Here is a 23,018-nt window from a genome sequence, read left to right on the forward strand (position 1 = left end):
TGCCTCCCCGCGTGGATGTCTGACAGGGTGACCCCTCTCACATTGGTCTGTCGAGAGCGCCTGCCTGCTTTGCAAGGGAACCAGTAGGTATGTCGTTCTCGTCTAGCAGCTCGGCCAGGGGTTCACACAGGACACTGGTAGATGGTTCGGACAGCGCGGGGTGACCCCGCAGCGCACGAGGAGGCATCGGTGGCGGGCGAGTTCCCCGACAAAACGGAGCAGCAGAAGTCGTCGGGGACGGCTGCGGAGGAACGCGACCCGCGCTTCGCCGTGTTCCGTGACCCCGGCGCGGACCCGGACGCGGATGCGAGCGGGAACGCGGATACGGGCGTGGGTTCGGGCGCCACGTCCGACACGGCGACCGCTGTCTTCCGTCCCCGGCTTCCGGAGGACGCCGCCCGGCGCGAGCCCGGGGAGGAATCCCCTTCCGCGGCGCGTGAGCCGGAGGCCGAGCCCGAGGCCGCGTCCGAGCCGGACGTCGATTCCGAGGCCGGTTCCGGGGCCGAGGCCGACGCAGAGACCGCCGCCGAGCCGGAGAGCGCGCCTGTGGCGGCCTCCAGGGCCTCTGGGGAGGCCGACGCGCCTTCGGAGGGCACGGGAGCCGCTGAGGGCCACACGGGCCCGGACGCGGGCGCTGATACGCCCGACGTGGAGACGTCCGGCACGGAGGCGCCCGGCACGGAGACGGTGGCCGATGCCGATGCCGATGCCGATGCCGATGCCGGGGACGGTCGGCTGCGTGCCGCGGTGGCCGCCTGGGTTGATGCCGATGCGGAGGGTAAGCCGGCGGCGGACACCGAGGACGACGCGGACTCCGGTGCCGATTCCGCGTCCGACACCGAGGACGACACCGAGGCCGAACCCTCCGCGAAAGACGAGCCGGACGAGGAGCCCGAGGCGGGCGCGACGCAGAAGCCCGAGGCGGACGGGGACGCGGCGGACGCTGAGCCGGAGTCGAAGGGCGAGCCCGACGACAAGCCGAAGGCCGGCCCCACGCCCGAATCCACGCGCACCGACACGACCGACTCCACGCCCGAACCGAAGGCCGACGCCAAGGCGGACAGCGCGTCCAGCGCGTCCGACGCCTCCGACCTGCGAGGAGTCGATCAGCCCACGGCCATCTTCAAGGCGGTCAAGCCGGTCGGCGCGGCTGACCGGGTCGATCAGGCGACGACCGCGCTGAAGCTCCCGCCGGGCGAGGTCCCCCCCGGGGGCAAGAGCGAGACCAAGCCCGAGGACAAGCCCGGGAGCAAGCCCGAGAGCGAGGTGGAGCGCACGAGCACGTTCGTGCCGCTGCGCTCCGACGACGTACGGTCCGCCCCCGCGCCCCGCGACCAGGAGCCCGGGGCTGGACCAGAGGCACGTCCCGGGCGCCCGCCGCGCCGTCCGCCGCGCCGTCCTGGGCGGCGGCCGAGCGGACCCGGCAGCAGCCGCTGCCGCCGAGGCCGCCGCTCGACCTGCTCGCCGAGCTGACGAACACTCCGCCGCCCCGGGAGACCCCGGTCCGGACCGCCGTCCGGCGGGTCAAGATCTGGACCCCGCTGGTGCTCCTCCTGCTGATCGTCTTTGCGATCGTACAGGTGATGCGCCCGCTGCCGGAGCCCACGTTGGAGCTCACGGCGAAGCCGACGTACACCTTCGAGGGCGGCGAGACGAAGCTGTCCTGGCCGGGCCAGGGGCAGTCGGCCGTGATGGTCGACGGCGTCGGGGCGCTCGGTTCCGAGGGCGCGCAGAAGCCGGCCCCGATCGCCAGCGTCGCGAAGGTCATGACCGCCCACGTGATCCTCCAGGAGCACCCACTCAAGGGTGACGAGGAGGGCGAGGCGATCACCGTCGACCAGAAGGCCGAGGACGAGTCCAAGCGGCCCGACGAGTCGACGGCCCCGCTGACCAAGGGGCAGAAGCTCAGCCAGCGGCAGATGCTCCAACTGCTGATGATTCCCTCGGGGAACAACGCGGCGCGGCTGCTCGCCCGCTGGGACGCGGGTTCCGAGGACGCGTTCATCGACAAGATGAACGAGGCGGCCAAGGAGCTCGGCATGACCGGGTCGACGTACACGGACCCGAGCGGGCTGAAGAAGACCACGGTCTCCACCGCCACCGACCAGCTGAAACTGGCGCAGGCGGTCATGCGCAACGAGGTCTTCAGGAAGATCGTGGACATGCCTGAGATCGAGATCGAGGGCATAGACGGCAAGATCTACAACAACAACAACCTCCTGTTGCAGCCGGGCGTGAGCGGCATCAAGACGGGGTCCTCCACCCCGGCGGGCGGCAACCTGCTCTGGTCCGCGAACACCAAGGTCGACGGCAAGCTGCTGTGGATCTACGGAGCGGTCATGGGCCAGCAGGCCGGCACCGGCAGGGTCTACGACAGTCTGGAGCTGTCCCTCCAGAACAGCCTGAAGCTGATCAAGGACGCACAGGAGGCCCCGACCTCGGCGACGGTGGTGAAGAAGGGCGATGTCGTCGGGTACGTGGACAACGGATTCGGCGGACAGACCCCGGTGATCGCCACCAAGAACCTCAAGGCGGTCGGCTGGTCCGGCCTGGAGGTCGAGCTGGAGGTCACGGACAACGGCGAGGGCATCGACCACGCCGCGAAGGCCGGGAGCGAGGTCGGCATGGTGACCGTGGGGACCGGCCCCGGAAAGGTCACTGCCCCGGTGGTGCTGCAGAGCGATCTGACCGAGCCGGCCTTCGGCGACAAGCTGGCCAGGATCGGCTGAGACGCCGGAGCGGGGGAGGGGAGGGGCGACGCTGTGGGCCGCCCCTCCCCGTATATGACAGAGATACGTGCAGGGGGTACGTGTTAGCGTCCCCGGACAACTCAGGGACGCTGGGACGCGTCCTTGAACAGGTACGGGGCCGGCGGAGGACGGGGAGAGCCGTAATGACCACCGCGGAGCCGAAGCCCGGCCGCGAGGCGGACGAGACCACGGGGGCCGAGGGCGACGCCCTGCACGTTCGCGTGCCGTCCCCCCGTGTACCGGAGTCTCCGGAGTCGGAATCTCCGACTCCCCTTCAGTCCTCCGGTTCCTATGAGTCCTCTGGTTCCCTTGGTGCCTCTGGTTCCTCCGGTGCCTCTGGTTCTTCCGACCTCTCCACGGCTGCCGGTGACTCGTCCACGGCCGCCGTGGCTCCCGGGCCCGCGGGCCCCGCAGAGGGTCCCCCGGCCGCTGAGCCGTCGTCGGCCAGGGCCCGTCGCCTGCTGCGGCACCCCGTCACCATCGCGACGGCCGTCGCCGCCGTCGCCCACCTCCTCTGGTTCTTCTTCTTCGCCAACACGGGCGGCGACATCGCCGCGCAGGACGCCTGGGCCGAGTTCGTGGGCCGGCACCCCGGCACGGCGTACAACCTGGCCTGGTACGGGGGCATGCACCCCGTCTCGTACAGCGTGGTCTCGCCCTACCTGATGTCGCTGCTCGGCGTCCGTACGACGATGATGATCGTCGGCACGGTCTCCTCCGCGCTGACCGCGCTGATCCTCGTGCGGGTCCCGGCCGTCCGCAATCCGCTGGCCTGCTCGCTCGCCGGGGTCTTCGCGTTCCTGTGCAACGCGCTGTCGGGCCGGGTGACCTTCGGACTCGGGATGATGTTCGCCGTCGGCGCGGTGGCCGCGGTGTTCTGCTGGCCCCATCGCTGGCGGTACAAGCGGTGGGCCAAGGCCGGCGTCGCCGCCCCGCTCGCCGCGCTCGCCACCGCGTCCAGCCCCGTCGCCGGACTCTTCCTGGGCGTCGTCGCGGCAGCGCTGTTCCTCCACAAACGACGCCCCGGCGCGTACGCGATCGGGCTCGCCCCGGTGGCCGTGGTGGGGCTGTCCTCCTGGCTGTTCCCGTTCTCCGGTACGCAGCCGATGTCGCTCGGGACGCTGTCGCTGCCGTTCATCTTCGCGGTCCTCGTGTACGTCCTCGTACCGCGCGACTGGAGCACGGTCCGCACCGCCGCCGCCGTCTACGGGATCGGCACGCTGCTCACGTACGTCGTCGACTCGCAGATCGGGTCGAACGTCACGCGCATGGCGATGCTGTTCGCCGGGGTGGCGCTGCTCGCCGCCCTGCCGTACGCGGTGCCCCGCAGCCGCCGCTGGTACGCCCTGGTCCTGGCCTTCCTGGGCCTCAACTTCTGGATCGGGTTCAAGGGCGTCGACGACATCGTCCGGACCGCGCCCGCCGCGTCCTGGAACCGGGAACTGGCCCCGCTGCTCAACCAGCTCCAGCAGGTGGAGGCGGAGCGCGGCCGGGTCGAGGTGGTGCCCGCGAGCAGTCACCGCGAGTCATCGGCGCTCGCCCCGTACGTCAACCTGGCGCGCGGCTGGAACCGCCAGGCGGACATGAAGCGCAACCCGCTCTTCTACGACGACACGCTCGACCCGGTGAACTACCGGGAGTGGCTGGACCGCTGGGCCGTGCACTACGTGGTGCTGCCCAAGGACCGGCCGGACAACGGGGCGATCCAGGAGGCGGAGCTGGTCGAGCAGGGGCAGCCGTACCTGCGCCAGATCTGGGGCGACGCGAACTGGAAGCTCTTCCGGGTCCTGGACCCCGTGCCGCTCGCCGACCCGCCCGCGACGGTGGAGCGGGCGGGCGCGGACGAGCTGACGATCACCGTGAAGTCGGCGGGCCGGGTGCTGATCCGCATCCCGTACACGCGCTGGCTCGCCCTCGTCGACGAGGACGGCAAGAGCGTCGAGCGCCCGTTGGAGACCGAGGAGTCGAAGGCGCGGTCGGAGGCGGACGAGACCGCGCCGAAGACCTATCTCAACACCAACGGCTGCCTGAACAAGGTCGAGGAGGGCCCGTACGGCGACGAGTGGACCGAACTGCTCGCGCCGCGACCGGGCGTGTACCGGCTGGCGGCCCCGTACCAGCTCCAGCCGGGCACGCCCTGCCCCGAAGAACTGAGCTGACCCCCCTGGGTGTTCCGTTCGGTGTCCCGCCCGGTGTCCTGCCACGAACAGCCGACACCGCGGCGGCGGACGCCGGGACGCGCCGCACGGAAGGGGCTGCCCGGCTACCGCACGAAGCGGCGGTCGTGCGGCGACAGGCCCGTGGCGGGTCCGGCGGCGCGGAGGACCGTGTCGAGGGCGCGGTCCGGGTCGGCCGAATAACACCCGCTGGCCCAGGCGGCATTGGCTTCGATCACGGCCCATCGGCCCTCGTCGTCCCGGCCGACGTCGACGACGATCGCGGACGGCAGGGTCTCCCCGGCGCCCGCGAGGACCTCCCGCCCGAATGCGAGCGCGTCGCCGTCCGCCGGCCCGGGCCGGAGCCGGCCGGACTCGGCGTACTGGCCGGCCGCGTGGACGGCCCCGTCGAGCAAGTGGAGCCGGTACTCGACGGCGAACGTCATCACGTCGCTCACCAGCACGACGGTCGCCGGGTCCACGGCATCCGGTCCGGGCAGCCGGGACCCGTCCGCGTACACGAGCGCCGAAATGCTCTTGTCGTTGGGCGACTTGACGAAGGCGGGGCGTCGCAGCCGGTACGCCTCGCCGATCGGCATCGCCCGGATCTCCCGCCGGGTCAGCGCCCGGGGCAGCCGCGCGAGCCAGTCGGCGGGGGCCTCCAGGAGGGCGATCCCGAGCGCGGGGGCCACGACGTCGGCGAAGGAGGGCCCGGCGTGCAGATGGACGGCGTGCCCTTCGCCCCCATCGCGCCCAGCGCCGGCGGTGCCCCCAGTGCCGGCGCTGGGAGCGGTGGACGCGGGGGACGCGGCCGGCCCCGCACCCTCCGGCCCCTCAGGCCACTCCGCCCACCCGGGACCACCCAGCCCCTCCGGTACGGCGGAGGCCGTCGCCTCCACGATGCGCAGCCCGCGCCGCAGCGCGGCAGCACGCAGCGTCCGGGCGGAGGCGGTGAGCCGGGGCGGGAGGACGAGGGTGCGCGGCGGGCGGGTCATGGCCGCAGATCCTCCCGTACGGGGACGCCGCGCCGCACCGGCTTTTCTTCGGTACGGCGGGGGACCCGTGCCGCGCGCCGGGCGCTACTTGGTTCGATCGGCGCGTGATAGCCGAACCGTCGCTCGCTCGTACGCGGGCTGATCGCCGCCCGGTTCCCGCACCGGGCGGCGCTCGTGCTCGCCGAGATCCTCACCGAACACTCCCGGGCGCGGGTCAGGCCCCCGTCGAGTCCTTGACGCGCGGGACGCGCGGGGCGTTCACGGCCGGAGCCGGAGCCGAAGCCGGTGCCGGAGCCACCCCGGGCACGCCCTCACTGAGCCCGAACCGGTCGTGGAACCTCCGCAGGGGGCCGGGCGCGTACCAGGCCGATCGGCCGAGCAGACGCATCGCGGCGGGGACGAGCACACCGCGTACGGCCACGGCATCGATGAGGATGGCCAGCCCGCTGCCCAGGCCGAACATCTGCATGAAGCTGATCTCGGCCGTGCCGAAGGCGAAGAAGCTCACCGCGAGCAGGACCGCCGCCGCACTGACGATGCGCCCCGTGCGGCCGAGGCCGTGGGTGACGGCGGACTCGTTGTCCTCGCCGAGATCGTGGAGCTCCTTGATCCGGCTGGTGACGAACACCTCGTAGTCCATGGAGAGACCGAAGGCGATGCAGAACATCAGAACGGTCATCGACATCTCCATCGGCTGGGCCGTGAAGCCGAGCAGGGAGGAGAGGGCGCCGCCCTGGAAGATCCAGGTCATCACGCCGAGGGTCGCCGCGAGACTGACGACATTGAGGACCAGGGCCCGCAAAGGCTGCACGACGCTGCCGGTGAAGAGGAAGAGCAGGACGAAGGTGGTGACGACGATCAGGGCCACGGCGATGGGCAGCCGGTCGCCGATGGAGGTCCTGGAGTCGACCAGTTGGGCATCGGTACCGCCCACCAGCGGACTCGCCCCGGCGGGCGGATCGGTCGCACGCACCTCCATCACGAGGCTCTGGGCCGCGTCCGACTTCGCTTCCAGAGCGCTCACCACGGTGATCCGCTGCGCGTCGGGCCGGCCGAGGGCGGGGTTCCCGGGGCCGGTGGCGGTGGACTCTCCCCCGGCGTAGCTTCCCGAACCGGTCTCGACGCGTACGACGCCGTCGAGCCCGGACAGCCCGGCCGCGTACGACGCCAACGGGGCCTCGGCCACCGGCTGGTCGATGACGACGTGGAGGGCCGATTCCTCGCTGCCGTCGAAGTCCTCCCGCAGCGCCGTGGCCACCTGGCGGCTCTCGGCGCCCTCGGGCAGCACGCGCTCGTCCGGGGTGCCGAAGGCGATGCCGAGAAGCGGGCTCGCCGCGAGCAGCAGCACGGCGAGCACGGGCAGGGCGGTGATCGCGGGCCGACGCATGACGGTGCGGGCCAGCCGCCCCCACAGGGGGGTCCGGTCCTCGACGCGCCCCCGCTTCGCCCACGGCAGCCGGCCGCTGTTGACGCGGTGCCCCAGGACGACGAACAGGGCCGGTATCACGAACAGCGTGCTGACGGCGGCGACGGCGACGACACCGACTCCCGCGAAGCCGAACGAGCGGAGGAAGTACTGGGGGAACACCAGCAGTGACCCGAGGGCCGCCGCCACGGTCGCCGCCGAGAACGCGACGGTGCGGCCGGCGGTGCTCACCGTGGACCTGACGGCGTCGTCCACGCTCGCGCCGGCCGACAGCTGCTCGCGGAAGCGGCTGACCATCAACAGGGCGTAGTCGATGCCGAGTCCGAGGCCCAGGGCGGTGGTGAGGTTGGTCGCGGTGTTGGCGACATCGGTGACACTGCCGAGCAGGGAGAGCTGGGCGAACGAGCCGAGGATCGCGATGACGGCGATGACCAGCGGCAGCAGGGCCGCGACCACGCTGCCGAAGACGAACAGGAGCAGGACGAGGGTGAGCGGTATGGCGATGGCCTCGGCCAGGATCAGATCGTCGACCACCTGACTCGACAGATCGCTGCCCACGGCCGCACCGCCTCCGGCCCGGACCGTGAGGCCACCGTCCTGTTCGCCGGTGTAGACGTCGATGACCTGTTGGGCGTTCTCCTGCTGCCGCGTCTCGTCGCCCGTCACATGGGCGAGCATCATGGCTTCCCGGCCGTCCTCGGAACGGAGGTCCGCGCTGCCGGTGTCCCAGTACGAGACGACGTTGGTCAGCCCCTTCTCCTCCTTGAGGTCGGCGACCAGGCTCTGCCCGCTCCGTCGTACGGCGGGGGAGTCGACGGAGCCGTTGGCGGCACTGACCAGCAGCACCAGGTTCGTCTCTCCCCCGAACTTCTCGTCGATGACCACCGCGGCCCGGGAGGACGGGGACGACGGGTCGTCGAAGCCCCCGCCGAGCAACTTGCCGAACGCGCCCGCGCCGACCGCGCCCATGAGCACCAAGGCCACAGCGGCCACGACGAGTACCGACCGGGAACGGCGAATCGCCAGTTCGGCCAAGCGTTCAAACACGCCACATCTCCTTTGCCTCCAACGGTGAGGACGACGTGTGTCTGCCCGGTGCACAGGGGAGCCGGCGCAGTGCCCCGCAGAGCCCTTCTCCCCGTCGGGGAGGGGCGCGGTGTCGCACGCTTCGTCGCCGTGAACGACGTTAGTGAGCCGACGAGTTGTTGAGCAGTGCGAGATTTACCTGACACTGTCAGTTTTCTCGGGCGGTCGGCGGAATGCCCAGGCAGGCGGCAGGATTCTCGGGAAGGCACAGGTTTCCCGGGCAGGCGGTCGCCGAGGCCTCCCGGTGCGGCCGGGGCCGCCGTAGGCTCGGCCGCATGCCCGCAGACGAACACCCGTCGGCCCCGCCCTCCCTGCGCCAGCGACGCCGGGCCGTCGCCACCCAGGAAATCGTGAAAGCCGCCGAACTCCACATCACCGAACACGGCTCCGCCGCCCTGTCCCTGCGCGCGGTGGCCCGGAGCCTCGGCATGAGCGTGCAGGCGCTCTACCACTACTTCCCCGACCGGAACGCCCTGGTCACGGTGCTCATAGCCAAGGCGTACGAGGACCTGGCCACCGCCGTGCAGACCGCCGCCGACGCCACCCCGCCCGACCCGTCCGTACCGCGCTTCGTGATCGCGGCCGAGGGCTACCGCACGTGGGCCGTCTCCCACCCCGAACGGTTCCAACTCCTGTACGGGACACCCCTGCGGAGCTATGCGGCACCCGTCGGCGGCCCGACCACCCGGGCGATGCAGCAGATGAGCGCGGTCTTTCAACGCGTCCTGTTCGGCGACTTCACCCCGGAGCAACTGACCGCCGCGGACACGCCCACGCTGTCGCCCCCGTTCCGCGCCCATCTGGAACAGCTGTCACCGGACGGCCTGGCGGCGCTACCACCACAGGCGACCGCGCTCCTCCTCAGCGGATGGGGCCACATGCACGGCCTCGTCGTCCTGGAGGTGTTCGGGCACACCTCGTTCCTGGGCGACCACCAGGCCGAGATCTTCCACCTGGCGATGCGCGACCTGCTGACGGACATCCACCGCCGCATCCCGGCCGCGGACGCCAACGGCCCCGGCTGAGGGTGCCGGGAGGAGAGCCACTCACGGTGGCGGCCGGTGGAAGGGGCGGGCCGGAGTCACCCGCCGCAGCGGGGCGAGTACGTCGATCCACTCGGCCGGAGAGCCGCCGTCGCGGTGTGATCGGCGTCGCGTCGCGGGTCGTGGCGTGGTCCGAAGAGCTTGGACCGGGAGGGATGTCAAAGGCCACCTGGGAACGTTCCCAGGTGGCCTTCTCGCTTGTGCCCCCGGCAGGATTCGAACCTGCGACACCCGCTTTAGGAGAGCGGTGCTCTATCCCCTGAGCTACGAAGGCCGGGATGTGCTGGAGGCCCCGCCGTGAGGACTGGGCCACCGCCGACAGTGTAGCGGGTGGGGTGAGCTCCGTTCCTCGGGTTGGGCGGTCGGGACCCGTCGGCGACCCCGTGCTTTTTGTGGCTTCTCGCGATGCCTCGGGCGGGTCCCGCTGTGATGAGCACCTGATGACCGAGATCCGGAACCGGACGCCCGACACCGCGCCCGACCCCTTGCCCGGGGCTTCGGCCGGCGCCCCGCCTGCCGGTCCGTACGCGGGGGACCACGCCTCCCGGCCTGCCCGCCGCTCCGGCCGTCGCCCGGTCCTGGTCGGCGTTGCCGCCGCTCTGGCCCTGGCCGCTGCCGGGGTCGCCGGACTCGCGGGCAGCCCGGGCGGCTCCGGCGGTTCGGAGAGCCCCGGCCGTGCGGTCGCCCCGCCCGCCGGGGCCGTTCCCGCCCCGGTCGTCCAGGTGGCCCGGGGCAGTACCGCCGGGCTGGCGGGCGCGGTGGCCGACATCTCCGGGGCGGCGGCCAGGGTGGAGCTGCCCGAGCCGGGGCCGGGGCAGTTCCTGTACGTCCGGAGCGAGGTCTCCTGGCTGGTCTCCTGGGAGGGCGCCGACGGGAAGAACAGGAGCTACGTCGACAAGATCCATCCCCGCGAGGTCTGGATGTCGCCGGACGGCAACAAGGGCTGGCTGATGGAGCCCGACAAGGAGACCATCGGCCGCGACGGCGTCACGCTGGACGACCCCGAAGGCGGGAAGCGCACGCTCAACTCGCCCAGCTACCACTACCTGAGGACCCTGCCCACCGACCCTGGCCTCCTGCTGAACAAGATCTACGACGAGACCCGGGGCATGGGCAACGGTCCTGACCAGCAGGCCTTCAGCACCATCGGCCACCTGCTGGGGGAGCAGATGGTTCCGCCGAAGCTGGCCGCCGGCCTCTACCGTGCCGCGGCCCGGATTCCCGGGGTGGTCCTCGTCGGCGACTCCGTCGACGCGGCCGGCCGGCACGGGGTCGCCATCGCCCGTACCGACGAGGCGGACGGCTCGCGCACCGAGTGGATCTTCGACCGCGAGACGTACACGTATCTGGGCGAGCGGACCGTACAGACGCGCGATGTGGAGGGCATCAAGGCGGGCACGGTCAGGGGTCATACCGCGGTGACGGACCGGGCCGTCGTCGATGCCGTCAAGCAGCGCCCGGCCGGATCGGCTCCGGACGGGCGGTCCGCCGCCCCGGCCACCCCTTCCGCCGGCACCTGACCTCTCCTCCCGCGCCCCGGCCACCCGCTCCGCCGGGGCCGGGGCCGGGGCCGGGACCTGACCCTTCTCCCGTCCGCGTCCCTGCGCGCCGCTCGTCCGGCCTTGGCGCCGCGCCCCCTTCCGCATAGCGTCTCGCGTAGCAGTCAGCGTCAGCGTCAGCGCGAGAGAGGCCGTCCGTGCCGCACACTCACCCGTTCCTGTCCCCGCCCCCCGAAGACGCCGGGGCCCCCGCGGAACGCGCCCGGCGCGCCGCGCGTATCGAGGCCTCCCTCACCGCGCCCGGCGCGCCCTTCGCCGTGGTCAGAGGCGAACAGGGGACGCCGGAGTACGCGGACGGGCCCCGTACGCTCCGGGAGTTCGTGGAGACCACCTGGGCCTACCGGGACACGCCGTTCCTCGTCGCCGGCGAACAGCGGTACTCCTACGCCGAGTTCTTCGCCGCCGCCTCCGCCCTCGCCGTACGCCTGCGGGAGCGGTACGGGCTCCGTTCCGGCGACCGGGCCGTGATCGCGATGCGGAACCATCCCGAGTGGCAGATCGCCTTCTGGGCCGCCCAGTTGGCCGGTCTCGTCGCCGTACCGCTCAACGCCTGGTGGACCGAGGGCGAGTTCGTGTACGCCCTGGAGGACTGCGAACCCGGGGTGCTCCTCGTGGACGGGGAGCGGCTGGGGCGGGTCTCCGGCTGGGCCCGGCGGACCGGGACGCGCGTCGTCCTCTTCCACGGGGACCACGGAGAGGTGAACGAAAGCGGGCTGCGCGTCGAGCGGTACGAGGAGTTCCCCGCGCCCGACCCGCTGGCCGCGCCGCCCGACGTGGAGCCCCGGCCCGAGGACGACGCCACGATCCTGTACACCTCCGGCACCACCGGTCGCCCCAAGGGCGCGGTGGCCACCCATCTCGCCCAGGCCGGGGCCGCGCTCAACCCCCGCTACCACGCGGCGGCCTCCGCGCTGGCGCGCGGTGTCATCCCGGGGCAGGGGCCCGCCCCGGTCTCCCTGATGACGTTCCCGTTCTTCCACGTCGCCGCGTTCACCGGCTTCTACGGGGCGATGGCGGCCGGCGGCACCCTCGTCCTGATGCACAAGTGGGACGCGGACGAGGCGCTGCGGCTGATCCGGGCGCACCGCGTCACGCACTTCGCCGGGGTGCCCACCACCGGGCTCCAACTGCTGGAGGCCGCGGAGCGGACCGGGGACGGGCTGGAGAGCCTCACGCTGTTCAGCACCGGGGGAGCCCCCGCCCCGCCCGCCCTGGTCGCCCGCCTCACCGCCCGGTGCGGCGAACGCGTCGAGCCCCGCAACGGCTACGGCCTCACCGAGACCAGCGGCGGGGTCCTTGCGCACTTCGGGGACGCTTACCGGGCGGAGCCGGGCGGCGCGGGACGGCCCACCCCGGTCACGGAGGTGAGGGTCGCCGGGCCGGCGGGGGAGGAGCTGCTCGACGGGGAGACGGGGGAGCTGTGGCTGCGCGGCCAGTCGCTGTTCCGCGGCTACTGGCGCGACGCGGCGGCGACCGAGGAGGCCTTCGGCGAGGGCGGCTGGTTCCGTACGGGGGACCTCGCCGTACGCCGCGAGGGGCGGGTCTCCATCGTGGACCGGCTCAAGGACGTGGTGATCCGGGGCGGCGAGAACGTGTACTGCGTCGAGGTCGAGGGCGTCCTGCACGACCACCCCGACGTGGCCGACGCCGCCGTCCTCGGCATCCCGCACCCGGTGCTGGGGGAGGAAGTGGCGGCCGTCGTCCGGCCGCGCCCCGGGGCCGGGGTCACCGCCGGGGGCCTGCGCGAGCACGTCGGCGCCAGGCTCGCCGCCTTCAAGGTGCCCGCCCGGGTGCTGTTCACCGACGAGGAGCTTCCGCGCAACGCCACCGGGAAGCTCCTCAAGCACCGCCTCCGCGCGTTCGTGGAGGGCACAGCGGAGGGCGGCACCGAGGAGGGCTCAGTGGAGGGCGGCACCGAGGGGGGTGCCCCGGAGGGCACCCGGAGGAGCGCCGCGGAGGGCACCGAGAGGAGCGGCGAGAAGGACGCCCCAGCGTGTGGTCCGTCGTGCGCCGCGGAGGCCGAGCCCCCGCTCACGGGCGCGTGACCCGCACCCGGTAGTTGCCGTCGTCGTCCTCGTCCAGCACGGATATCCGTACGCCGTTGGCCCGGTCGACGAAGGTCTGGCCGGGGCGGAACGGAGCGTCGGACAGTTCCGCGTGCACGTTGGGGCGCCGGGTGCAGCCGCCGCTGTCCTCGGTGGCGTCGGCGACGGAGACCGGGCCCTGGCCGGTGTCCACGTCGGAGCTGACCTTGTAGATCAGGACCCCCGGCCGGCAGACCGCCTCGTCGTTGCCCGCCGCCGTACGGACCTCCACCGCGTAGCCGGACCGGTCGCTCAGCGGGACGAAGGCGAGCTTGGTGCCGCCCTCGGCGGCCAGCGGGCCGAGGGTGTGCTCGCTGACGCCGGTCCGCGACGCGCAGCTGATCTGCTCGTTGTCGAGCCAGCCGAGCTTCCACTTGTGCCAGGCCAGGAAGTCGTTGTTGGCGCCCCAGTCCTCGGACATGATGTCCCAGTGCCCGACCGAGCCGCCGCCCTCCATCGTGTAGAGGTCGGGCAGCCCGAAGACGTGGCCGTTCTCGTGCGGCAGGACGCGGTAGCCGGTCTCGGCGTACGACCCCGATCCGTCGTCCTGCCGGCTGTAGACGAACGACGTGTTGGAGAGCGGGACGCCGTCCGCCGTCGGGGCCTCGTCGTTGCCGGAGAAGGTCACCGAGAGCACGGTGTCCAGCGCGGAGGGGCCGGCGTTCGGGCTGACCAGGACGTTGACCAGGTCGTACGCGGAGAAGTCGACCCGGGGGTCGGCGGCGGCGACGATGTCCTTGACCAGCTGGCGGTAGCCCGGCTCGAAGGGGGAGCCGCGCTCTATCCCGTACTCCGTGAAGGGCATCGGCATCCGCAGCCAGTCCTTGACGGGGGCCTCGGGCCGGTAGACGAGCCGGCCGTAGGAGCTGGCCCTGAACCACTCGGAGGTCTGCGGGAAGAACTCCGCGTACCGGTCCGCCGCGGGTTCCGTTCCCTCCGCGTCCGGGAAGTCGATCATCAGGTTGAGCGCCTTGACCTCGCCGGTCGACCGCGCGTAGCCAGGCGGGGTCGGCAGCCCCTCGGACATCTGTACGCCCATGGTGGCGGAGATCCGGCACGGGGCGAGGGCGGAGTCCTGGCTGGTGGCCGACGGTCCCGCCGAGGCGCGGCCGGCGCTCGGCAGGGTGGTGCTGGCCGAGGCCACGGCCGCTATGACCAGCGCGGTCGCTCCGGCCAGGGCGGCCGGGCGGCGGTGTCTGCGTATCCGGTGGCGGGGCTGCTGCATAGAGGCGCCTTCGGGGTCCGCGGCAGTCGGCCGACCCCTGACTGCGCTCTGGCGATCAGCCTGTGCCGGGTGGTCCGGGGCCGCTCGCTGGGTGCGCCGATCGGAGGGTTTTCTCGCTGAAGTCATGTGACGCAGGTCACATGAGGGTGGGAAATAAGCGGGGATCCTCTCCCCGTTTGCATACGTGTCCCCGCTAAACGGGGAAGTGGTCCCCGGTTACCGAGGGGGGCCGACCGGCTACACAGAGACCGGCCGCACAGAGACCGGCCGCACAGAGGGAAGAAGAAGGGGAGGAGCGTCGTCGTGGAGACCACCGCCGGGGCCACCGGGACCGCCGCGAGGAGCACCGCACCGGCAGCCGCCGGCGGCACCGCACCCGCGGCACCGTGCCGGGCGCCGCGCCCGCGGGCCGACGCGCTGCGCAACCGCGAGCGGATCATCGCCGCCGCGCGCGAGCTGTTCGTCGAGTTCGGGCCGGACGTGGCACTGGACGACGTCGCACGGCGAGCGGCCGTGGGCAACGCCACGCTCTACCGGAACTTCCCCGACCGGGCCGCCCTCACCCATGAGGTCGTCCTCGCGGTCACCTCCCGTACCACGCTCCGGGCCGAAGAGGCCGCCGCGGCGGAGTCCGACCCCTTCGCCGCGCTCAGCCGCTTCGTGCACGCGGCCGCCGACGAGCGGATCGGCGCCCTGTGCCCGATGCTCTCCGGCGTCTTCGACAAGGACCACCCCGAACTGCTCGCCGAGCGCCGACGCCTGGAAGAGGCCGTCGAAGGGCTCGTGGCGCGCGCCATGTCCGCGGGGCGGCTGCGCACCGACATCGCCGTCGGTGACGTACTCGTCGCCCTCTCCCAGCTCACCCGGCCGCTCCCCGGCATCGCCTGCCAGCGCATCGACCGGTTCACCCACCGTCACCTGCAGTTGTTCCTGGACGGACTGGAGTCCCCGGCCCGCTCCGAACTGCCCGGATCGGCGGCGACCTTGGAGGACCTGCGGCGCCCCTAGGACCTGGTGTCGAACCGCCCTGGCCCCGCACCTACCTGAACCTTCCGGCCGTGCCCCGAGGGACCCGGCCCACCGCCCCACATCAGCAGACTCACCCGCCTCACATCAGCAGACTCGCCCGCCTCATCCCACTCGCCTCACCGCACCCTGTCGCGCGTACACGAGCACGTACCGCCGACGCCCACTGCGCGACGCCTCGGCGCCCTCGCACGTCCTTAGGTGGATACACCCATGCCAAAAACGGCTGACACAGCCCTTCCCGATCCGAGTCGCTGGAAGGCCCTGGCCTTCATCGCGCTCGCCCAGCTGATGGTCGTCCTCGACGCGACCATCGTGAACATCGCCCTGCCCTCCGCCCAGACCGACCTCGGCATATCCGACGGCAACAAGCAGTGGGTCATCACCGCCTACGCCCTCGCCTTCGGCGGGCTCCTCCTCTTCGGCGGCCGGATCGCCGACCTCTGGGGACGCAAGCGCACCTTCGTCGTCGGGCTGATCGGCTTCGCGCTGGCCTCCGCGCTCGGCGGGGCCGCGCAGAACGAGGCGATGATGTTCGGCTCCCGGGCCCTCCAGGGTGTCTTCGGCGCCCTGCTCGCCCCGGCCGCCCTCTCCCTGCTCGCCGTGATGTTCACCGACGCCAAGGAGCGCGCCAAGGCCTTCGGCATCTACGGGGCCATCGCCGGTGGCGGTGGCGCGGTCGGGCTGATCCTCGGCGGCTTGCTCACCGAGTACCTGAACTGGCGCTGGACGTTCTACGTCAACATCCCGTTCGCCATCGTCGCCGCCGCCGGCGCGTACTTCGTGATCCGCGAGCCCTCCGGCGCCCGCAACCGCGCACCGCTGGACATCCCCGGCGTCGTGCTCTCCACGCTCGGCCTGGTCGCCCTGGTGTACGGCTTCACCCGCGCCGAGTCGGCCGGCTGGTCGGACACGCTGACCGTCTCGATGTTCGTCGCCGCCGTCGTGCTGCTGGTGGCCTTCGTCGTGACCGAGGCGCGTGTGAAGTCGCCGTTGCTGCCGCTGCGCGTCCTCACCGAGCGCAACCGCGGCGGGGTCTACCTCTCGCTGGGGCTCGCCATCATCGCGATGTTCGGGCTGTTCCTCTTCCTGACCTACTACCTCCAGGTCGTGAAGGGCTACTCCCCGGTGAAGACCGGCTTCGCGTTCATGCCCATGATCGTCGGCATGATCACCGGCTCCACCCAGATCGGCACCCGGCTGATGACCCGGGTCCCGCCGCGCCTGCTGATGGGCCCCGGCTTCCTGGTCGCCGCGGTCGGCATGCTGTTCCTGACCCAGCTGGACCTGAACACCAGCTACGCGGCCGTCATCCTGCCCGGCATGCTGCTGCTCGGCCTCGGTATGGGTACGGCGTTCATGCCGGCGATGTCCCTGGCCACGCACGGCATCGAGCCGCGTGACGCGGGCGTCGCCTCCGCGATGGTCAACACCTCGCAGCAGGTCGGCGGCGCCATCGGCACCGCGCTGCTGAACACCATCGCCGCGAGCGCCACCACCGCGTACGTCGCCGATCACGCGGCCCGCGCCACGGACCCGCGGCTCCTGGAGCTCCAGGCCATGGTCAGCGGTTTCGCCGCCGCGATCTGGTGGGCCGTCGGCATCCTCGTCGCCGCCGCCGCCATCGCGATCGCCCTCATCAACACCGGCCGCCCCGGAACGGGGTCCGGTGGGACGGTCGGCGGGTCCGACGCGGACGCCGAGGAGGAGTTCAGGATTCCGGTCGTCGCCCACTGACGACGGGGGTTCCTGCCCCGCCCCGGTAGCGTCCCTGCCCGTGCCTCCCCTGCCCGCGGCTCTTCTGCCCGCGGCTTCCCCGCCCGTGGCTTCCCTGCCCTGGTTCCGCTCAGCGATCGCTCAGCGGAGCCAGGGCAGATCCGCGTCCGTGCCCTCCGGCTCCAGGCCGGTCGCGAGCACCCGCATGATCTCCCCGAGGCTGGTCACCTGCTCGGGCGTGAGCCGGTCGAACATTGCCTGCCGTACGGCCTCGACGTGACCCGGGGCGGAGCGCCGGAGCATCGCGTAACCGTCGTCCGTGAGCACCGCGTTCTGGCCGCGCTTGTCGGAGGGGCAGTCCTCACGGCGCACCCAGCCGTTCTTCTCCAGCCGGGCGATGGCGTGCGAGAGGCGGGAACGGGTGATCTTCGCGTTCCGGGCCAGCTCCGTCATCCGCATCCGGCGGCGGGGCGCCTGCGAGAGCTGCACGAGCAGTCCGTAATAGGTGTGCGGCATGCCGGCATCGCGCTGCAACTGGCGATCGAGGTGATCCTCCAGCAGCGTGGTGGCGTGCAGATAGGCGCGCCAGGCGTGCTGCTCCTCGTCGGTGAGCCAGCGCGGCGCGCTGGTGGATGCCGTGGTCATGTACTCCACTGTACGACCTTTTCTTGAAAGTTTAACTAGATAGGGCTAAGGTCTCCGGAGGTAGGAACTTGAAGTTTCAAAGAGCCTGCCCCGAGAGATCCCCGCAGGGGATCCGAAGGAGTTTCGCAGGGCCCCTGAACAACGATCCCCCGGATGAGCTCGGGGAACTCCTGCTCGGACGAGTTCGTGACCGGATCCCGCGTCCGTGTCCGGGTGCCCCGTGCGGCACCCGTCTCCCTGGGGCCGTGTCCAGTTGATGGGAGTGCCATGACTGATGGGAGTGCCATGACAGCCACCGCAGAGCGGATGCCCGCCCTCTACCTCTCGCACGGCGCACCGCCGCTGGCCGACGATCCCCTCTGGCCCGGCGAACTCGCCGCCTGGTCCGCGGGGCTGCCCCGCCCCCGCGCGATCCTGATGGTCTCCGCCCACTGGGAGGAGGCCCCGCTCGCGCTGGGCGCCACCGAGACCGTGCCGCTCGTGTACGACTTCTGGGGCTTCCCCGAGCACTACTACGGGGTGCGTTACGGAGCCCCGGGCGCGCCCGAGCTCGCCGACAGCGTCCGCAAGCTGCTGCGCGGCGCCGGGCGCCGGTCCAGGACATCCCGGACCGCGGCCTCGACCACGGGGCGTACGTACCGCTGGTGGAGATGTTCCCGGACGCCGACGTCCCCGTACTCCAGATCTCCCTGCCGACCCTCGACCCGCGGAAGCTGATGGACATCGGGCGCAAACTCGCCCCCCTGCGCGACGAGGGCGTGCTCATCGTCGGCAGCGGCTTCTTCACCCACAACCTGGCCGCTCTGCGCCACCCGGGCGGCGGGGTTCCCGGCTGGTCGGCGGAGTTCGACGACTGGGGCGACCGCGCGCTGCGGGCCCAGGACATCGACGCGCTGATCGACTTCGAGCACACCTCCCCGGCCGGGAAGCTGGCGCACCCGCGCACCGAGCACTTCGCGCCGCTGTTCGTGACGCTGGGCGCGGCGGCGGACGAGCTGGACCGGGGGCGCAGCGTCATCGACGGCTTCTGGATGGGGCTGGCGAAGCGCTCGGTGCAGTTCGGCTGAGGGGCTCGGGCGCTCAGGGTTCGGCTGAGGGGATCGGGGCGTTCGCGGGTTCGGCTGCGGGGCTCGGGTGCTTCCGGTTCGGCTGAGGGCTTCGGGGGCAAAAGCCCGCCCGAGCCCTTGGAGGCCGCTCCCGAACGCTCTAGAAGGCCGGCGGGTTCAGCTCGATCGCGCGCCGGGCGGCGGAGAACGCGAGCGCGTCGCCCACGTCCAGCGCCGTGTCGGTGAACTTGATGGTGTGATCGTCGCCGTGCGCCGCCGCCCGGGCGAACAGCTCCCCGGCGTCCGGGGCGCCGGACGCGGACGCCGGAACCGGGGCCGCGTCGCGCGGCGCGTAGGCGGCGGTGACCGCCGCGCTCGCCGCCCAGGCGGCCCGCAGACTCGGCGCCCACAGCTCGCCGGGCAGGGCCGGCAGGGTGCGCAGGACCGCGTTGGGCGCGGTCGCCGCGTGGACCAGCATGATGGGCTCGCCGTGCGCGTGGGTCGCGTACCGGTGGGTCGAGGCCCGCACCAGCTCCTGGAGCGCGGCCCGTGCCTCCTCCGGCCCTGCGGCCCCCGGCCCCGGGGTGGCGCCCTGTTCGCGTTCCGGGCCGACGCCCTGTTCACGTTCCGGGTCGGAGCCCGGCCACCGACCCGGGCCGACGTCCTGTTCCCGACCCGGGCCGGAGCCCGGCCCCCACCCCCGACCGGAGCCCGGCCCCCACCACCGACCGGAGCCCGGCCCCCACCACCGACCGGAGCCCGGCCCCCACCACCGACCGGAGCCCGGTTCCCGCCCCCGACCGGTGTCCTGTTCCGGCCCCGGCCAGTCCGGGAACCCGGTCAGTTGCGCGAACCGGTCCCGGATGCCACCGCTCCGGTCGGGCACCAGCGGGACCCGGTCCAGTGCCGCCGCGGCACTCGGGGCCGGGCCGAGTGGTGCCAGAGCGGGCAGGAGCTGGTGCCGGGCGGCCCAGTAGCCGAGGGCGTGGGCCAGCTCCCGGACGCGCGGGGCGCTTTCCTCGCCCGCCAGCAGGGTCCGTACGGAGTGGCCCACCCGGATCGCCGGATGCGTCGCGCCCGCGGCGATGCCCGGCAGCAGCCGGGGCCACCATGCGGCGAGCACGTCGCGCCAGGGGATCTCGGCCATCTCCCGCTCGAAGTACGCCGTCCAGTCGGCGACGCGGCGCGGGTCGCCCAGCGCCTCGTGCCAGTTCCGCGCGGTCACGGGGGAGCCGGCGTCCGGCATCTCCTCCAGCTTCGGGCCGTACCGGTCCAGCCAGCGGTGCACGGCCGACGCCTGGCCGTGCCGCACGAGGGCCTCCACGGCCATCGGCGCGTGATTGCTGAGCCAGCCGTCGCGCTCCGGCCCCGAGAGGTGGATGCGCTCCAGCGCCTCGTCGAGGGTGCCTGTGGTGTCGTCCATGCCGATCACGCTAGGCACGTGCGGGCCGGAGCGGATCGGGCCGCGGTCCCGGTCGGTCTCGGACCGGGGTCCCGGGCACTCCGGGCCTTGGTTACCCGCCGGATCGGTCGGCGGACGTACGTCCCGCGGTCCGGGCCCTTCCGGTCCGGCGCGTCGCGGGCACCCTGAGCGACCGGTCCGGCGCGTCGCGGGCACCCTGAGCGACCGGTCCGGCGCGTCGCGGGCACCCTGAGCGACCGGTCCGGCGCCACGTGGGCACCCTGAGCAACCCGAACGCCGCCCGATCCGTCCTTCGGGGTGGGGGCGCGGCTCCCCGGGCGCCGGGCGGCGGCCGGGCGAGGGGCCGTGGGACGTGGGTGTGAGTGCGGTCTCATGCACGCGCCGATTCCGGGTACCCGACCGGAGAGCCGCAAAGGGGCCTGCCCGGCCCGCCACCGGCTCTGACCTGCGCGTCCGGTGGAAGCCGGAAGCGGAATCCAGCGGTCGGCGCCGGACAGGGTACTGCATGATCGCGAAAGTGAGTGTGCGGCATGGGAATTCTGTCCGGATTCCAGTCGTTGTTTCCATCGGATGCAGGGCACCTCGAAAGGGTGTCGCGACCTACTCAGCAAGGGAGCACGCATGGCAACCCGTGCCGTCGCCCGTCGTACGTCCACCACCTCCGGTGGATCCGGCCGGGCAGGCAGTGTTCGCGCCGTGGGCGGGGAAATCGCCGATCGCGACCTGGTCGGCATGTACCTGGACGAGATCGCCCGCACACCGCTGCTCGACGCCGCCAAGGAAGTCGACCTCTCCCAGACCATCGAGGCGGGCGTCTTCGCCCAGCAGATCCTCGACGGCGGGGTGGAGAGCGCCGCAGGTGACGCGAAGCGTGAGGAGCTGGAGGCGCTGGTCGCCGAGGGCGAGCGCGCCAAGGACATATTCATCCGTTCCAACCTCCGGCTCGTCGTCGCCGTGGCCCGCCGCTACCCGCGCGCGGGGCTCCCTCTGCTCGACCTGATCCAGGAGGGCAACGCGGGCCTGGTGCGCGCGGTCGAGAAGTTCGACTACGCCAAGGGCTTCAAGTTCTCCACGTACGCCACCTGGTGGATCCGGCAGGCCATCACCCGGTCCATCGCCGACCAGTCCCGCACGATCCGGCTCCCCGTCCACCTGGTGGAGGAGCTCGGCCGGATCCGCCGGGTCCAGCGCGAGTTCAACCGCGAGCACGGGCGCGACCCGGAGCACGCGGAGATCGCCGCCGAGCTCGACTCCAACACCGAGCGCGTCGGCAACGTCCTGGACTGGGCCCGCGACCCGGTCAGCCTCAACATGTCCGTGGACGACGACGGCGACACGCAGTTCGGCGACCTGCTGGAGGACACCTCCGCCGTCTCGCCCGAGCAGTCCGTGATGACCCTGCTCCGCAGCGAGGAGCTGGAGGACCTGATCGGCAAGCTCGACAACCGGACCGCCTCGATCATCAAGATGCGGTACGGCATCGAGGACGGCCGGGAGCGCACGCTGACCGAAGTGGGCAAGCAGCACGGCCTCACGCGGGAGCGGATCCGCCAGATAGAGAAGCACGCACTGCTCGAATTGAAGCGAATGGCTCACGACACGGGCTTTGACGCTGCGGCGTGAGCCAATAACCCGTAATCTCCCCATCAAGCCGGTTCGCACCGGCTGACCGACCGGGTCATTCCGGTCACCGACCGGTTTTTGCCGGTCCCTGAGCTGAGCCCCGGCGCCCACCCCCCCCCGGCGTCGGGGCTCATCCCTGTTCCTCCCGGGGGCCCGGCCGGGCTCCGGCCCCGGGCGGCGCGGGTCAGCCGGGCGCCGAGGCCCTCCAGGTACTCCACCAGCTGCGGCGGCCCCTGCGCGGAGAACTCGCAGTCCACCAACGCCAGCCGCAGCGCCACCCACTCCAGCGAGTCGGTGCACGAGGCCCGCAGCCGGCAACCGCCCTCCCCGTCCGGCTCCGGCGCCCCGAGATGCGCGGGCAGCCGCGCCGCCACGAACTCCGCCGGCGCCCCGAACCACACATCGAGGCACAACTCCGGCTTCATCCGCCGCATCGACCGGGAGAGGTACTTCGCCGCGTCCCCGCTCTCCGCGTCACTCCGCGCGTCGCTGCCCGCCTCGCCGCCCGCTTGGCCGCCCGCGTCGCCCCCCGCGCCGTCGACGGGCAGCGGCCTCGGCGCGAACCGCGCCCCCGTCGCGTACGGCTCGCCGACCCGGTCCACCCGGAACGTACGCCAGTCCTCCCGGTCGAGGTCGTACGCCACCAGGTACCAGCGCTGCCCGGTGCTCACCAGCCGGTACGGCTCGACCTGCCGCTTCGTCCGGGTGCCGTCGCCGCTGCGGTACGCGAACCTCAGCCGCTCCCGCCCGGTGGCCGCCGAGGCCAGGGTCGTCAGGGTCCGCGGCTCGATGGTGGCGCCGTCGCCGCGGGTCAGCGGCACCGTGGCGTTCTGGAGCGCGGAGACCCGGTGCCGCAGCCGGGAGGGGAGCACCTGCTCCAGCTTGGCCAGCGCCCGTACGGAGGCCTCGTCGACGCCCTCGATCGCGTGCCCCGCCCCGGCCCGCAGCCCCACCGCGATGGCCACCGCCTCCTCGTCGTCCAGCAGGAGGGGCGGCATGGCGGCGCCCGCCACCAGGCGATAGCCGCCGACGGAGCCGCGGGAGGCCTCGACCGGGTAACCCAGGTCGCGCAGCCGGTCGACGTCGCGGCGGATCGTGCGCGGACTGACGGCGAGCCGCTCGGCCAGCTCGCCGCCGGGCCACTCGCGCGGGGTCTGGAGGAGCGACAGCAGTTTCAGCAGTCGTGCTGGAGTGTCGGACATGGCTTCAGGATGG

13 protein-coding genes, 1 tRNA gene and 2 pseudogenes are annotated in these 23,018 nt (G+C 72.5%); 9 read left to right on the plus strand and 7 right to left on the minus strand.

Going from position 1 to position 23,018, the window contains the following annotated elements:
- Positions 1 to 189 precede the first annotated feature (189 nt).
- Together AC3CH1_RS08895 and AC3CH1_RS08900 are read left to right on the plus strand one after the other, a co-directional pair.
- A pseudogene (locus AC3CH1_RS08895) lies at positions 190 to 2,729 on the plus strand (serine hydrolase).
- 164 nt (positions 2,730 to 2,893) lie between these two features.
- The gene (locus tag AC3CH1_RS08900) at positions 2,894 to 4,909 is read left to right on the plus strand and encodes an MFS transporter (RefSeq protein WP_488462411.1); all 2,016 of its coding nucleotides are present in this window, start codon (positions 2,894 to 2,896) and stop codon (positions 4,907 to 4,909) included.
- 104 nt (positions 4,910 to 5,013) lie between these two features.
- On the opposite strand, the gene AC3CH1_RS08905 is transcribed toward AC3CH1_RS08900, so the two are convergent.
- Together AC3CH1_RS08905 and AC3CH1_RS08910 are read right to left on the minus strand one after the other, a co-directional pair.
- Positions 5,014 to 5,901: an ATP-grasp domain-containing protein gene (locus tag AC3CH1_RS08905; protein ID WP_488462412.1), complete on the minus strand. Its 888-nt coding sequence runs from the start codon at positions 5,899 to 5,901 to the stop codon at positions 5,014 to 5,016.
- 214 nt (positions 5,902 to 6,115) lie between these two features.
- Entirely contained in the window at positions 6,116 to 8,374 is a 2,259-nt protein-coding gene (locus AC3CH1_RS08910) for an MMPL family transporter (protein WP_488462413.1), read from the minus strand.
- Positions 8,375 to 8,688: 314 nt separating this feature from the next.
- On the opposite strand from AC3CH1_RS08910, the gene AC3CH1_RS08915 reads away from it, so the two are divergent.
- On the plus strand, positions 8,689 to 9,438 hold the full coding sequence (locus AC3CH1_RS08915) for a TetR/AcrR family transcriptional regulator (protein ID WP_488462414.1): 750 nt from the start codon (positions 8,689 to 8,691) through the stop codon (positions 9,436 to 9,438).
- 219 nt (positions 9,439 to 9,657) lie between these two features.
- Here AC3CH1_RS08915 and AC3CH1_RS08920 read toward each other — a convergent pair.
- Positions 9,658 to 9,730 (minus strand) — tRNA-Arg (locus AC3CH1_RS08920).
- Positions 9,731 to 9,896: 166 nt separating this feature from the next.
- Here AC3CH1_RS08920 and AC3CH1_RS08925 point away from each other — a divergent pair.
- Together AC3CH1_RS08925 and AC3CH1_RS08930 are read left to right on the plus strand one after the other, a co-directional pair.
- Positions 9,897 to 10,976 carry a CU044_5270 family protein gene (locus tag AC3CH1_RS08925; protein ID WP_488462415.1) on the plus strand — a complete coding sequence of 360 codons (1,080 nt, stop codon included), beginning with the start codon at positions 9,897 to 9,899 and terminating at the stop codon, positions 10,974 to 10,976.
- Between the two features lie 176 nt (positions 10,977 to 11,152).
- The gene (locus AC3CH1_RS08930; RefSeq protein ID WP_488462416.1) at positions 11,153 to 13,060 is read left to right on the plus strand and encodes a class I adenylate-forming enzyme family protein; all 1,908 of its coding nucleotides are present in this window, start codon (positions 11,153 to 11,155) and stop codon (positions 13,058 to 13,060) included.
- On the opposite strand, the gene AC3CH1_RS08935 is transcribed toward AC3CH1_RS08930, so the two are convergent.
- Positions 13,047 to 14,324, minus strand: coding sequence for a M6 family metalloprotease domain-containing protein (locus AC3CH1_RS08935; protein WP_488462417.1), 1,278 nt, complete (start codon positions 14,322 to 14,324; stop codon positions 13,047 to 13,049). The two genes, AC3CH1_RS08930 and AC3CH1_RS08935, sit on opposite strands and share 14 nt — an antisense overlap.
- Positions 14,325 to 14,627: 303 nt before the next feature.
- Here AC3CH1_RS08935 and AC3CH1_RS08940 point away from each other — a divergent pair, with 303 nt between their 5' ends.
- A complete protein-coding gene (locus AC3CH1_RS08940) occupies positions 14,628 to 15,332 on the plus strand; it encodes a TetR/AcrR family transcriptional regulator (protein WP_488462418.1) in 705 nt (234 codons plus the stop codon).
- 231 nt (positions 15,333 to 15,563) lie between these two features.
- Complete coding sequence (locus AC3CH1_RS08945) at positions 15,564 to 17,087, plus strand: MFS transporter (protein WP_488462419.1); 1,524 nt, start codon at positions 15,564 to 15,566, stop codon at positions 17,085 to 17,087.
- A 120-nt stretch (positions 17,088 to 17,207) separates the two neighbouring features.
- Here the strand turns inward: AC3CH1_RS08945 and AC3CH1_RS08950 are convergent, their stop codons facing one another.
- Positions 17,208 to 17,720 carry a MarR family winged helix-turn-helix transcriptional regulator gene (locus tag AC3CH1_RS08950; protein WP_488462420.1) on the minus strand — a complete coding sequence of 171 codons (513 nt, stop codon included), beginning with the start codon at positions 17,718 to 17,720 and terminating at the stop codon, positions 17,208 to 17,210.
- A gap of 276 nt (positions 17,721 to 17,996) precedes the next feature.
- On the opposite strand from AC3CH1_RS08950, the pseudogene AC3CH1_RS08955 reads away from it, so the two are divergent.
- Positions 17,997 to 18,778 (plus strand): annotated as a pseudogene (locus tag AC3CH1_RS08955) (dioxygenase family protein).
- Between the two features lie 139 nt (positions 18,779 to 18,917).
- Here AC3CH1_RS08955 and AC3CH1_RS08960 read toward each other — a convergent pair.
- Positions 18,918 to 20,180, minus strand: a complete 1,263-nt coding sequence (locus AC3CH1_RS08960; protein WP_488462421.1) for a questin oxidase family protein — start codon at positions 20,178 to 20,180, stop codon at positions 18,918 to 18,920.
- Positions 20,181 to 20,801: 621 nt separating this feature from the next.
- Between AC3CH1_RS08960 and AC3CH1_RS08965 the strand changes: the two genes are divergently transcribed.
- On the plus strand, positions 20,802 to 21,803 hold the full coding sequence (locus AC3CH1_RS08965; protein WP_488462422.1) for a sigma-70 family RNA polymerase sigma factor: 1,002 nt from the start codon (positions 20,802 to 20,804) through the stop codon (positions 21,801 to 21,803).
- 23 nt (positions 21,804 to 21,826) lie between these two features.
- Here AC3CH1_RS08965 and AC3CH1_RS08970 read toward each other — a convergent pair whose 3' ends face one another.
- A complete protein-coding gene (locus AC3CH1_RS08970; RefSeq protein WP_488462423.1) occupies positions 21,827 to 23,005 on the minus strand; it encodes a helix-turn-helix transcriptional regulator in 1,179 nt (392 codons plus the stop codon).
- Between the last annotated feature and the right edge of the window lie 13 nt (positions 23,006 to 23,018).

The organism is Streptomyces sp. MGP-P1 (genome assembly GCF_057766565.1).

Excerpts from the sequence above, each read along its gene's own strand:
- AC3CH1_RS08900 (WP_488462411.1), top strand. The coding sequence starts at position 2,894 with ATGACCACCGCGGAGCCGAAGCCCGGCCGCGAGGCGGACGAGACCACG.
- AC3CH1_RS08905 (WP_488462412.1), bottom strand. The coding sequence starts at position 5,901 with ATGACCCGCCCGCCGCGCACCCTCGTCCTCCCGCCCCGGCTCACCGCC.
- AC3CH1_RS08915 (WP_488462414.1), top strand. The coding sequence starts at position 8,689 with ATGCCCGCAGACGAACACCCGTCGGCCCCGCCCTCCCTGCGCCAGCGA.
- AC3CH1_RS08925 (WP_488462415.1), top strand. The coding sequence starts at position 9,897 with ATGACCGAGATCCGGAACCGGACGCCCGACACCGCGCCCGACCCCTTG.
- AC3CH1_RS08935 (WP_488462417.1), bottom strand. The coding sequence starts at position 14,324 with ATGCAGCAGCCCCGCCACCGGATACGCAGACACCGCCGCCCGGCCGCC.
- AC3CH1_RS08945 (WP_488462419.1), top strand. The coding sequence starts at position 15,564 with ATGCCAAAAACGGCTGACACAGCCCTTCCCGATCCGAGTCGCTGGAAG.
- AC3CH1_RS08960 (WP_488462421.1), bottom strand. The coding sequence starts at position 20,180 with ATGGACGACACCACAGGCACCCTCGACGAGGCGCTGGAGCGCATCCAC.
- AC3CH1_RS08965 (WP_488462422.1), top strand. The coding sequence starts at position 20,802 with ATGGCAACCCGTGCCGTCGCCCGTCGTACGTCCACCACCTCCGGTGGA.
- AC3CH1_RS08970 (WP_488462423.1), bottom strand. The coding sequence starts at position 23,005 with ATGTCCGACACTCCAGCACGACTGCTGAAACTGCTGTCGCTCCTCCAG.